The organism is Acinetobacter sp. A47 (genome assembly GCF_000805455.1).
GTDB lineage: Bacteria > Pseudomonadota > Gammaproteobacteria > Pseudomonadales > Moraxellaceae > Acinetobacter.
In genome coordinates this window covers 123,506-135,639 of the sequence record NZ_JSUS01000001.1, presented here as the reverse complement: position 1 = coordinate 135,639, position 12,134 = coordinate 123,506, and the positions used below count along the sequence as shown (strand labels likewise).

General features: G+C 45.2%; 10 protein-coding genes. 4 read left to right on the top strand and 6 right to left on the bottom strand.

The window, feature by feature from the left end; translation table 11 throughout:
- Nucleotides 1–23: 23 nt before the first annotated feature.
- The 4 genes from OC23_RS00590 to icd all read right to left on the bottom strand — a co-directional run bounded on the left by OC23_RS00590 (nucleotide 24) and on the right by icd (nucleotide 3,105).
- The gene (locus tag OC23_RS00590) at nucleotides 24–842 is read right to left on the bottom strand and encodes a PhzF family phenazine biosynthesis protein (RefSeq protein WP_038342038.1); all 819 of its coding nucleotides are present in this window, start codon (nucleotides 840–842) and stop codon (nucleotides 24–26) included.
- 75 nt (nucleotides 843–917) lie between these two features.
- Complete coding sequence (locus OC23_RS19560; RefSeq protein ID WP_264673644.1) at nucleotides 918–1,040, bottom strand: hypothetical protein; 123 nt, start codon at nucleotides 1,038–1,040, stop codon at nucleotides 918–920.
- Nucleotides 1,041–1,081: 41 nt separating this feature from the next.
- Nucleotides 1,082–1,708, bottom strand: coding sequence for a pentapeptide repeat-containing protein (locus OC23_RS00585; RefSeq protein ID WP_038342037.1), 627 nt, complete (start codon nucleotides 1,706–1,708; stop codon nucleotides 1,082–1,084).
- A gap of 140 nt (nucleotides 1,709–1,848) precedes the next feature.
- The gene (icd, locus tag OC23_RS00580; RefSeq protein ID WP_038342036.1) at nucleotides 1,849–3,105 is read right to left on the bottom strand and encodes an NADP-dependent isocitrate dehydrogenase; all 1,257 of its coding nucleotides are present in this window, start codon (nucleotides 3,103–3,105) and stop codon (nucleotides 1,849–1,851) included.
- Nucleotides 3,106–3,298: 193 nt separating this feature from the next.
- On the opposite strand from icd, the gene OC23_RS00575 reads away from it, so the two are divergent.
- A complete protein-coding gene (locus OC23_RS00575) occupies nucleotides 3,299–4,102 on the top strand; it encodes an rRNA large subunit pseudouridine synthase E (protein WP_038342035.1) in 804 nt (267 codons plus the stop codon).
- A gap of 133 nt (nucleotides 4,103–4,235) precedes the next feature.
- On the opposite strand, the gene OC23_RS00570 is transcribed toward OC23_RS00575, so the two are convergent.
- Nucleotides 4,236–6,467 carry an NADP-dependent isocitrate dehydrogenase gene (locus OC23_RS00570; RefSeq protein WP_038342033.1) on the bottom strand — a complete coding sequence of 744 codons (2,232 nt, stop codon included), beginning with the start codon at nucleotides 6,465–6,467 and terminating at the stop codon, nucleotides 4,236–4,238.
- Nucleotides 6,468–7,102: 635 nt separating this feature from the next.
- Here OC23_RS00570 and uraH point away from each other — a divergent pair.
- Complete coding sequence (gene uraH / locus OC23_RS00565) at nucleotides 7,103–7,507, top strand: hydroxyisourate hydrolase (protein WP_038342559.1); 405 nt, start codon at nucleotides 7,103–7,105, stop codon at nucleotides 7,505–7,507.
- A gap of 37 nt (nucleotides 7,508–7,544) precedes the next feature.
- Here uraH and OC23_RS00560 read toward each other — a convergent pair whose 3' ends face one another.
- The gene (locus tag OC23_RS00560; RefSeq protein ID WP_038342032.1) at nucleotides 7,545–9,248 is read right to left on the bottom strand and encodes a M61 family metallopeptidase; all 1,704 of its coding nucleotides are present in this window, start codon (nucleotides 9,246–9,248) and stop codon (nucleotides 7,545–7,547) included.
- 170 nt (nucleotides 9,249–9,418) lie between these two features.
- On the opposite strand from OC23_RS00560, the gene OC23_RS00555 reads away from it, so the two are divergent.
- Both OC23_RS00555 and OC23_RS00550 read left to right on the top strand, forming a co-directional pair.
- Nucleotides 9,419–10,738 (top strand): D-alanyl-D-alanine carboxypeptidase PBP6B, encoded by a 1,320-nt coding sequence (locus tag OC23_RS00555; RefSeq protein ID WP_038342030.1) that lies wholly within the window; start codon nucleotides 9,419–9,421, stop codon nucleotides 10,736–10,738.
- A gap of 93 nt (nucleotides 10,739–10,831) precedes the next feature.
- Nucleotides 10,832–12,118: an NAD(P)/FAD-dependent oxidoreductase gene (locus OC23_RS00550; protein ID WP_038342028.1), complete on the top strand. Its 1,287-nt coding sequence runs from the start codon at nucleotides 10,832–10,834 to the stop codon at nucleotides 12,116–12,118.
- The last annotated feature ends 16 nt before the right edge of the window (nucleotides 12,119–12,134 follow it).

The following is a 12,134-nucleotide window of genomic DNA, read 5'->3' as shown; positions in this document are numbered from 1 at the left end:
TTTTGCACAATTTAAGCTAAAAATCAGATCATCAGTTCAGCTTGCATATATAATTTTGCATAGCCTGAAATTTCAATACGTTGCTCCGATTCAATTACACAGTCCAGAATCCCGCCACGTTGTGAAGCCTGAAAAGCAACCAGACGTGACTGATTCAGCTTATCGGCCCAAAGCGGCACAATTGCAGTATGAATTGAACCGGTGACCGGATCTTCATTAATCCCGATTGCCGGCGCAAAATAGCGTGATACACAATCAAACTTGCCTTCTCCGCGCGCGGTAATGGCAACATCCGGTTGTGAAGCCGTAATTGCGGTACGAATATTTCCGAGTTGCTTGAGCTTTTCCAGATCAGGCTGCTCATCCAGCACATCCTGTACCGTTTCATATTCAACAATATAGGCCTGTACATTGCGATAAACCGCTTTAAATGGCTTGGTCAGTCCTTCACGTAGTTCTTGGGGATATTCCGTCACCAGTTCTGCCCGACGAATCGGGAAATTCATTTTAATCTTGCCATCTGTCTCTTGGCTCACAATAAAAATCCCCAGATCACGTACATGAAACTGAATGGTGGTTGCTTGCGTAAAATCCTTAAACAGTACAAAAGCACTGGCTAAGGTTGCATGTCCACAAAATGCAACTTCATCCGTTGGAGAAAACCAGCGAATCTCATAATTGTCCTGATCGAGCGGCTTGACAAAGGCTGTTTCAGAAAGATTGTTTTCCATGGCAATATTCTGCATCAAATGATCATCTAACCACTGATCAACCACGATAACTGCTGCTGGATTGCCTTTAAATAATTCCTGGGTAAAAGCATCCACTTGGTACATTTTCATGATTCGGCACTCGTTCTATTTTTCCGTTATTTTGAACATTTGCCCGATAAATACCAGATACAGATTTTGCTAAATTTACAGTACACCATCTCCGGTGTCGTAACAGCACATCAAATGACTAAAAATAAAACTACAGGCACGTGCCACATCAGCATCATACCGGTCTTTATTGTCCGGGCTGTGGCTATAAACCTGCACAATAACTCACCTCTCTCCATATTTTGATCAGGACAGTTCACTTAGTCACGCTCCACCCTGACCTCAAACCCAAGATTTTCGGCAATCATAAGCGTTTGATCCAGATGAATAATGGCATGCCTGATTTGTGTTTCTCTCGGGTCTAATGCGCTCAGGTCACTTCCCCTTAGATCACATTCGCTGAAATCTGCACGGTGCAGCCATGCACCCGATAGATCACAGTCCCGGATTGAACTTCCATGACAACGCGCCCCGGTCAAATCAGCTTCCCTTAGCCGGGTTCTTAAAAATGAGGCTTTTTCAAGATCAGCACCTGGCAACCCGACAAAAGCCCAGTCACTGTCCTCAACCTGCATATGATGGAACTGGCAATTGCTAAACATGCTGCCGACCATCTTGCAACCGCTAAATTTGCTATCGAAGAAATTGCAAAAATGAAAAGTACAATTGATAAAGGCACTGTGTTGCTGAACCGAAGCATTGAAGCGTGCACGACGAAAGGTACATTCATTAAAAACAATACCTATGCACCGTGCTTCTGATAAATCCAGATCAACAAACAAGGTCTTTTCATATTTTTGATCATGCAGCTGCTGTGCATACCAATCCAGACCTGTCATGGTAGAGGTTGTTTCAGGTGCAGCTTCACCATATTTTCGTTCGGCCATGAGCTTCAATTTTTTATTTTAGAATTTTTCAAAATATGCCATGTCTTTAGTTTTGTACATGATTTTTTCATTATAACCTGGCCTCTTCCCTAAATAAAAAGAGCAGAAAAAAATCTGCTCTTTTTATAAAAAACAAATGATCAATCTTGCATATGTTCAATAATGGCCTGCCCAAATTCAGAACAGCGTAGCAGCGTCGCATTTGGCATTAAACGCTCAAAATCATAAGTCACCATTTTTGCCGAAATCGCGCCAGAGACTCCTTTTATAATAAGATCGGCCGCCTCGGTCCAGCCCATATCACGTAACATCATCTCCGCAGAAAGAATGATTGAGCCCGGATTGACTTTATCCTGTCCGGCATACTTTGGCGCAGTACCATGCGTTGCTTCATACATGGCAATCGCACCACCAATATTGGCACCCGGTGCAATGCCAATCCCCCCGACTTCGGCGGCAAGTGCATCAGAAATATAGTCACCATTTAAGTTCAGGGTCGCGATCACCGAGTAATCTGCAGGACGCATCAAGATTTGCTGCAAAAAGGCATCGGCAATGACATCTTTAATGATGATATCCTTACCTGTTTTCGGATTCTTGATTTTTACCCAAGGCCCGCCATCCAGCAACTGCCCACCAAAACGCTCCATCGCCAGTTCATAGCCCCACTCTTTAAACGCACCTTCGGTATATTTCATGATATTGCCTTTGTGCACCAGTGTCACTGAAGGCTTGTCATGATCAATTGCGAACTGGATTGCCTTACGCACCAGACGCTGGGAACCCTCTTTCGACACAGGTTTGATCCCGATCCCGCATTCCTTGGGAAAACGGATTTTGGTGACCCCCATTTCCTCTTGCAGGAATTTAATTACTTTTTTAGCTTCCGGAGAATCTGCCGGCCATTCAATTCCCGCATAGATATCTTCCGAGTTTTCACGAAAAATCACCATATCGGTCAGTTCCGGATGCTGTACAGGTGAAGGCACTCCTTCAAACCAGCGTACCGGGCGCACACAGACATATAAGTCGAGTTCCTGACGTAATGCCACGTTTAATGAACGAATTCCACCCCCAACAGGTGTGGTTAACGGCCCTTTTATTGATATAATAAACTCGCGTAAGGCATCAAAAGTTTCTTCTGGCATATAGGTGCCGTAAATTTTATCTGCTTTTTCGCCGCAGTAGACTTCCATCCATTCGATCGAACGTTTGCCACCGTAAGCTTTTAGCACAGCGGCATCTACTACTGCTTTCATTGCTGGTGTAATATCCACACCAATACCGTCACCTTCAATAAAAGGAATGATCGGACGATTTGGAACATTCAGTGACAGGTCTGCATTTACTGTGATTTTGTCTCCGTCTGCAGGCACCACGATCTTCTGATAACCCATTTTGCAGGTTCTCCCTCATGTATTTAGCGATAATGTCGACGCCTTCTATGGCATGCTTTCGTTTTTTATTACATGAAACAGTTTAGTCCAAAACAGGTTTTTTTGAGATTTATACGGGAAATAACACCATTTTCCCATTAAATAAAAACCTTTATTGTTATGATGCCGCCCATAGCCAAAGCAGTATACTTATATGAAAATAGTCGTATTTAACAAACCTTTTGACGTCTTGTCACAGTTCCGTGAAGATGAAGCCCATCTGACCCTCTCCCACTTTATTCACGATCCGGATTTACGTCTTGCAGGCCGGCTTGACCTTGACTCAGAAGGACTGATGTTCCTGACCGATCATGGCGGTCTGAATCAGTATATTACCAATCCGGCCAATAAAAAGTTTAAAACCTATCTTGCCCAGGTAGATGGTGAGGTGACCGAAGAAGCCCTGGAACAATTACGTAAGGGTGTGGAACTGGCAGACGGGATGACCTTACCGGCAAAAGCAGTCAAGGTTGATGCTCCTGAGTGGCTCTGGGAGCGTGATCCACCTGTACGTTATCGTGCCAATATTCCAACCAGCTGGATTGAACTGCAAATTTGTGAAGGGCGTAACCGTCAGGTGCGTCGTATGACTGCTGCAGTTGGCTTTCCGACGCTACGTTTGATCCGTACCAAAATTGGTGCCATTGATCTGGTTCGGCTTGGCTTACAACCGGGCGAGCAAACGGAAATCGAACCATTGCTTTATCCGGACTTTAAAGATCTTCCTGAAGACAAACCGTATCGTTCTCGCTCTTATGTGAAAAAACCGGGTGGGACTGGTGGCAAGCCAATGCACCACAAAAAGAAAGAAGCAGATAAAAAAGATCCGAACAAGAAAAAGTCAGGTACCAAACGTATCTGGCAAATGGATGAAAACGAAAGACCACGTCGCAAGACCAATGGGACAACCCGTCCAAATACCAAGGCGCCACGCGGTCGTAGCCGTAATGGTCGTTAGAATTTAAATGTTTTAAAGCCCACGAAAGTGGGCTTTTTTGTACCGGATACCAAGACATTAAATCAATAAAAAAGCCGATGCTTTCGCATCGGCTTTTTTATACCACCAACAAAACTGTCAGTAATCGTTAAACTTATACAGTTTCAAGCGCTGCATTGAGTGTTGCACTTGGACGCATCACCGCATTTACTTTTGCAGGGTCAACGGCATAGTAACCGCCGATATCGGCAGCTTGACCTTGTACCTGTGCAAGCTCGGCAACGATCTTCTCTTCATTTTCAGCAAGTGCTTTCGCCAATGGAGCAAACTTCGCTTTTAACTCGGCATCTTCGTCCTGAGCTGCCAATGCTTGAGCCCAGTACAATGCCAGGTAGTAATGGCTACCACGGTTATCCAGCTCACCAGTACGACGTGATGGAGACTTGTCATTATCAAGCAGTTTACCTGTTGCCTGATCCAGTGTCTTGGCAAGCAGTTTCGCGCGGTTATTGTCTTCTTTAATACCCAGCTCTTCCAAAGAAACAGCCAACGCAAGGAACTCGCCCAAAGAATCCCAACGTAAGTGGTTTTCTTCAACCAGCTGCTGAACATGTTTAGGCGCTGAACCGCCCGCACCTGTTTCGTACATGCCGCCACCCGCCATTAACGGCACGATTGACAGCATTTTTGCAGAAGTACCCAATTCCATGATCGGGAACAAGTCAGTCAGGTAGTCACGTAAAATGTTACCCGTCACAGAAATGGTATCGAGACCACGTGCTACACGCTCAAGCGTATAACGCATTGCACGCACTTGTGACATGATCTGGATATCAAGACCTGTAGTGTCATGATCTTTCAGGTATTTTTCAACTTTCTTGATCAGTTCATTTTCGTGTGGACGGTACGGGTCTAACCAGAAGATGGCTGGCATGCCAGAGTTACGTGCACGTGTTACAGCAAGTTTCACCCAGTCACGAATCGGCGCGTCTTTTACCTGACACATACGCCAAATATCGCCTTCTTCTACATTCTGGCTCATCAACACTTCGCCAGTGTCCAGATCAGTAATGTTGGCAATGCCCGCTTCAGAAATTTCAAAAGTCTTGTCGTGTGAACCGTATTCTTCGGCTTTTTGCGCCATCAGACCAACGTTCGGCACAGTTCCCATGGTACGTGGGTCGAAATTACCATTCCACTTACAGAAATTGATCATTTCCTGATAAATACGTGCGAAAGTTGATTCAGGCATCACTGCTTTACAGTCGTAAGGCTTGCCATCAGCACCCCACATTTTACCGCCACCACGGATCATTGCAGGCATAGATGCATCTACGATCACGTCATTTGGTGAATGGAAGTTAGTAATGCCTTTCGCAGAATCTACCATCGCAAGAGCAGGACGGTGTTCCTGACAAGCGTGTAGATCTTCAATGATTTCTTCACGAAGTGAAGTCGGTAAGGTTTCGATCTTCTCATAAAGACCCGCCATACCGTTATTTACGTTAATGCCTAACTCGTCAAATAACTTGCCGTGTTTTTCAAACGCATCTTTGTAGTAGATTTTCACACAGTGACCGAACACGATCGGGTGTGATACTTTCATCATGGTTGCTTTAACGTGTAACGAGAACAGGATGCCCGCTTCACGACAATCTTCAAGTTCTTTCTCATAGAAATCGCATAGCGCTTTCTTGCTCATGAACATTGAATCGATGATTTCACCTTCCTGTAGCTCAACTTTTGGCTTAAGCACAATCGTTTCACCAGATTTGGTAATCAATTCCATTTTCACGTTACGCGCACGGTCTAAAGTCATTGATTTTTCACCATGGTAGAAGTCGCCTTCATCCATGTGAGAAACGTGAGTTTGTGACCATTGTTTCCACTCGCTCATAGAGTGCGGGTGTTTTCTCGCGTAGTTTTTCACGGCAGCAGGTGCACGGCGGTCCGAGTTACCTTCACGTAATACCGGGTTAACCGCTGAACCCAGGCATTTGCCATAACGCGCCTTGAGCTCTTTTTCTTCTTCAGTTGACGGATTTTCCGGATAGTCAGGAATCGCATAGCCCTTCGACTGGAGCTCTTTGATACATGCAGTCAACTGAGCCACAGAAGCACTGATGTTTGGAAGTTTAATGATGTTGGTATCCGGGTCTTGCGTAAGACGACCTAACTCCGCAAGGTTGTTGTTTACCTTCTGATCTTCTTTAAGGTAATCTGAAAATTCTGCAAGTACACGTGCCGCAACTGAGATATCACTTTTCACAATCTCGATGCCAGCAGGCTTGGTAAAGGTCTCAATGATCGGTAGCAATGAATAGGTCGCCAGTAACGGCGCCTCATCAGTCAGTGTATAAATGATTTTTGACTTTCCACCAGCCATATATAGCCCCTTGTGTTGGATTGAGTTATGGAAAACTGTGCTTGTGGCCCAGTTCCTAGAACCGATTTGCTTAAAACAAACTTGAGAGTATCAGTCTTCATAGCATACTAGTCAACGCCCTATCCCGTGATAACGACATTTCGCTAAAAAATACTACAATTTTATATAATAGATACTGCGAGTTCATATATTTTGGGTCAAATGTCGCCTTTTCAACTATAAAAGCTTTATCGGCCTGAAAATGCCTGACAAACTGATCATTTAGCAAACAAATAGCCTGTTCTCCGCAAACCCGCCCTATTTTGACAGAAGTTCATGAAAGTCAGGTTAATGCTTTAGTGGTAATGACAACCTGACTGCACACCAATCATCCGTTTTTCAAGCTCGACACAGCCTGGAGGGAATGGCATGATTGGATGAACAATCATCAGTCCCTAGCCAGCATAGGCATTCATAGATGCCGGCACTTAAACATTGGATAAAAGCGTTCAAATAGACACGATGTCGTTTCCAGTCCTTTAAGGCACTGTCCAGACAGGCTTTTTTACGCTTTTATTCAAGACACTGCCTTCATCGCAGCAGACTGCAATCTTTACAATAACATTGACATTCCTCAAAAAAGGTAAAATATGGCCATGTATAAAAACCTATTCACAATCGCCGCACTATCAGCTTCGAGCAGCCTGTTCGCAGCAACGCCCAATCCGTTGAGTGTACATGTGCTCAACCAGCAAAATGGCCTTCCGGCTGCTGATGTCACTGTGGTCTTGGCAACCCAGCAAAAGAATCAATGGGTGGAAATCAATCAGGCCAAGACAGACCAGAATGGACGTATTACTGCGCTTTACCCGACGCAACAACCGCTAAAGCCCGGAATTTATAAAGTGACCTTTAAAACCGGAGACTGGTATAAGGCCCAAAAACAAAACAGTTTCTTCCCTGAAATTCCGGTTATTTTTGAAGTTGATGCAACCTTACCGCACTATCACATTCCATTACTGCTCAACCCTTACGGGTATTCGACTTATCGTGGCAGCTAATAAAAAAGGACGCGATAAGCGTCCTTTTTAACGAGTCTTAGCCTTGCAGCCAGCGATCAAGTTTTTGCTGGTCTTCAACCTTTAATTCAACCGTGGTCAACGCATTTTCACCTGCCTGCAGTTCAAGCTGTAAAAGCTCATCACGACGGAACGCATGTACGCTAAAACACCCTTGCTGCTTGGCATACTTGGCCAGAAGCTTTTCAGAGGCCTTAACCCCATCAATGGCAAGGATCACATCATTGGCAGACAGGCCAGCCCGAGCAGCAGCACTGTCACGTCGTACCTGTTGTACCACTACGCCTTCTGGCTTGTCGGTTACTTTCAGGCCAAAGGCCAAGGCCTTGTCATGTTTAAGCGTATAACTCAGGCCAAACTCCGGGAACAACTGATCCAGTGGTAATTCATCGGTGGTATTGATCAGGTGATTAATCTGCTCAATCCAGTTATCACCCGTCAGCTCATGGCATAACTCAAAAATGCTGCGTTCATTGACCTGAATTCCGTTTTGGGTATTTGCATACAAGCGGCGCATTAGCGCATCCAGATTTGAACCACGTAAACGCAAGCCCAGATCCAGACAAAGTGCCACCAGACAGCCCTTGTTATAATAGCTGGTGCCTGCATTATTGGAATTTTCATCCTGACGGTAGAATTTGATCCACGCATCAAAACTCGACTCTGACACCGATTGAATAAAGCGCCCCGGATTCTGCAAATAACGATCAATCTGGGCTTTGAGCAACTCCAGATAAGACTGCTGTGAAATTACACCACTACGTAATAAGATCAGGTCATCATAATAAGAGGTAAAACCCTCAAATATCCATAATAGGCTGGTATAACCTTCTTTGTGCAAATCGTAATGGGCAAAGTTTTCCGGACGAATAAATTTAACCAGCCAAGAATGGAAATACTCATGGCTACATAGCCCCAAGAAGCGTTGATAATCCTTTGATGGTTCTTCGGCTTCATCCGCTTTCGGCAAATCGTCGCGTGGCGTAATTAAACTGGTGCTATTACAATGTTCCAGACCACCATAACCATTACCGGTTGCCATGGTCATAAAAGTATAATTCTGGAAGGGTGCCGAACCGAACATATTGATTTCGGTTTGACAGATCTTTTGAATATCTGCCTCTAAACGGGCCAGATTGGTTGTGTGTTTGCCGGAAATCACAAACTCATGTGGAATCCCGTTCGCCTCAAAGCTGAAACGGCTCTGCTCTGCCAGTTCAAATGGGCTATCGATCAATTGATCATAATTGTCTGCTTTTAAGGTAAAACGCCCTTTGACCAGACTCTTGCTTGTTAAACCGGTCGCAAGCTGGAAATGTTTTAGTTCATCCGGCAGGAAAACTTCAACTTCACAAGCTGCCTGTTCCTGATCTTGCAGGCCCAAACAGACACAGGCCGGGTTAACGTATAAACGGCTCTGATCGACATAGGCGCCACGCACCGATAGATCATAGGCATACACGTCATATTCAACCGTAATCAGTTCATGATCGGTATTGAACAAACGCCAGCGATTTTTCTCGGTTTTTTTAATATTCAGTAAACGCCCAGCTTCATCAGAAGCTTTTACCGATTCAATATGCTTGGAAAACTCCCTGATCAGGTAGCTTCCCGGAATCCAGGTCGGTAACCACAGCTCCTGATTAGGATTGGCAAGAAAACGTAAGGTGACATGAATCAGGTGCTGGCGATAATCGTCGAACTCAATTTGATAGTGCAACATAATTTCTAATCATGAAAATAGGAACAGTTTCACACAGCTTAGCATTTTTTTACAAAGTCATGCGCAGATGTCGTAATTGTCGGCAAAAGTTGCTGGATTCTTCAACAAAAAAGTCATAGCATTCTCCTCTCACATTCAAGGCCACTGGATCGGCAGTACAAGGTATTCACGTGAAATTTTTCCTCTCTCTCTTTACGTTATTCAGTCTCATCTGCACCAATCTGGCACATGCAAACTTACTCAACATTGCACCTGAAACGGTTGAGGCTGAAGCATGGTCAATTATTGATGCCCAGTCTGGACAGATCATTGCCGAGCATAACAGTCATGTACAACGTGCTCCTGCCTCACTGACCAAAATGATGGTGGCATACATCGCCTTAAAAGATATTGAGGCAGGTAAACTGCGTAAAGAAGAAATATTAACGGCGACCCCAGTGGTTAGTACCATCATGTGGGATGAATCACAAATGTACTTAAAAGCGGGTGAGCAGATTTCTGTAGACCAGCTTCTGGCAGGTCTGATCGTGATGTCTGCCAATGATGCAGCCGTGACCCTTGCTGAAAAAATTTCGGGCAGCGTGCCACAATTCGTAGCCCGCATGAATCAGGAAGCACAGGCCTTAGGCATGAAGGATACGCATTTTAGCAATCCGGCAGGTATCACCATGGCCGATCACTATTCAACAGCGGCTGACCTGAGCCTGCTGGCCAAGGCGATTGTGAAGCAAACCCCTGAATATCTGTATTATTCAAAAATGCCAAGCTTTAGCTACAACCAGCATTTTCATCATGCCACCAACCTTGCCTTGAAAATGGACCCGACCGCAGATGGACTCAAAACCGGTTATACCAAGGCAGCAGGTTACAATCTGGCCCTAACCGCAGAACGTCCGACATTTAATCCGCATGTCGATAAGCGTCGCCTGATTGTTGTTGTTCTGGGTACCCCGAGTGCGGTCAAGCGTGCAGAAGTTGCACATAAGCTGATGAACCTGGCTTATGCCTACACCCGGGATGAGGAAGTGATTCCAAAACAGAAGCTGATTGCAGAATTACCTGTGATCAAGTCCACATTGAAGATGTTCAAGGTTGAAACCCAGCAGCCAACCATCGTGACCACCTCTTTATATGGTCAGACGGCACCTATCGATTTAAATAATTTTGACCTGACCACCCAACGGATTCATTTGATGGATGCCAACCAGCAAATGACCACGGTTGAACCGCTACAGACCACCAATACCCGTATCAATATTGAATTGAATGAACAGCATTTGACTGCACCTTTGACGCAGGCCATGAATCTGGCAACTGTTTCGATTTATCAAAACAACCAGTTGATCCGTAGCCTGCAGATTGAAAATGATGTACAGATTGAGGAAGCGAATCTGTTCCAGAAGATTATGCTGTGGTTTTCCAACCTGTTTTCATTCTTTTCAACGAGCGACACCAAAACGGCCAAACTTTATCCATTAAATCAAGGATAAAAAAACCGAGTAATTTTCTCAAGATTGACCATACATTATCCAAAAAGGATGGCATAATCCCCCCATCCTTTCACAAAAATAATCAGGTTAATCATGAGCAAAACCTTACATCATATCGTGATTGTGGGCGGTGGCGCAGGTGGTTTGGAACTTGCGACACAACTAGGTGAGCGTTTTGGCAAACGGCAGAAAGCCAGAATTACCCTGGTCGACCAGAACCTCACCCATATATGGAAACCCCTCCTTCACGAAATTGCAGCCGGCTCGCTGAATCCGCACGAAGAACAGACCAATTATTTTGCACATGCAGAAAAACATCATTTCGAGTTTGTGCTCGGTACACTGCTCGATGTCAAAAAAGATCAAAAACAAATCATCCTGTCTCCCCCTCAACTTTCCAAAGAACATAGCCTACAAGTCCAGACACTCGGTTATGACACCCTGATCCTTGCCGTCGGGTCTGTGTCCAATGACTTTGGGACCGAAGGCGTACGCGAACACTGTCACTTTCTGGACAGCCGCCAACAGGCCGATATTTTCCAGCAGGATTTATTTCACCTCTATATTGAGGCACAGAACCAGTCAAATGAACGTGCCCTGAATATTGGCATCGTTGGTGCAGGCGCAACCGGTGTTGAACTGGCAGCCGAGTTGATTGAAACCACCAAGAACTTTTATCGCTACGGATTAAAGAAAATTAATCCCAAGCAGGTCAAGATTACCCTGATTGAAGCCTCTGACCGGATCTTGCCGGCCCTCAATGAAAAAACCGCAGCCCATAGTGCCAAGCTGTTACGCAAAATGGGGATCGATATCCTAACCGGGCACAAAGTTCAGAAAGTAGATGAAGGCAATGTCTATTTTAGTGATGGCAGTATCCTGCATTCCGATATTACCGTCTGGGCTGCCGGGGTAAAAGCCCCGAAAGTGCTGGAATCACTGCATGAGTTCAAGCGGGACAAGATTAACCGCCTCATGGTCTACGCCACCTTGCAGACCTATTCCGACCCGAATGTCTTTGCCTTTGGTGATTGTGCCAACTGTCAGCTTGACGCACGTCAGTCCCCACTGGCACCACGCGCCCAGGTCGCCAGTCAGCAGGCCACCTTTCTGGTAGATGCAATGGCAGCACGTTTGTCCGGCTCACCACAACCGATGTTTAGCTTTAATGACAAGGGTTCACTGGTTTCACTCAGCCGCAATCAGGCGGTAGGAGAATTGCTGGGCGATGTCAGCGTGCAAGGTTTTATTGCCAAAACCATGTATGTTTCCCTATACCGCCTCCATCAGGCCAATATACATGGCTATACCCAGGCCGGCATGCTGACCATGAAAGATTTCCTGACCAGACGTGTCCGTCCAAAAATTAAACTGTATTGAGTTGAAATTTGTTATT

Coding starts and splice junctions, on each gene's coding strand:
- OC23_RS00550 (WP_038342028.1), top strand. CDS start 10,832: ATGAGCAAAACCTTACATCATATCGTGATTGTGGGCGGTGGCGCAGGT.
- OC23_RS00590 (WP_038342038.1), bottom strand. CDS start 842: ATGAAAATGTACCAAGTGGATGCTTTTACCCAGGAATTATTTAAAGGC.
- OC23_RS00585 (WP_038342037.1), bottom strand. CDS start 1,708: ATGGCCGAACGAAAATATGGTGAAGCTGCACCTGAAACAACCTCTACC.
- OC23_RS00570 (WP_038342033.1), bottom strand. CDS start 6,467: ATGGCTGGTGGAAAGTCAAAAATCATTTATACACTGACTGATGAGGCG.
- OC23_RS00560 (WP_038342032.1), bottom strand. CDS start 9,248: ATGTTGCACTATCAAATTGAGTTCGACGATTATCGCCAGCACCTGATT.
- uraH (WP_038342559.1), top strand. CDS start 7,103: ATGTATAAAAACCTATTCACAATCGCCGCACTATCAGCTTCGAGCAGC.
- OC23_RS00575 (WP_038342035.1), top strand. CDS start 3,299: ATGAAAATAGTCGTATTTAACAAACCTTTTGACGTCTTGTCACAGTTC.
- icd (WP_038342036.1), bottom strand. CDS start 3,105: ATGGGTTATCAGAAGATCGTGGTGCCTGCAGACGGAGACAAAATCACA.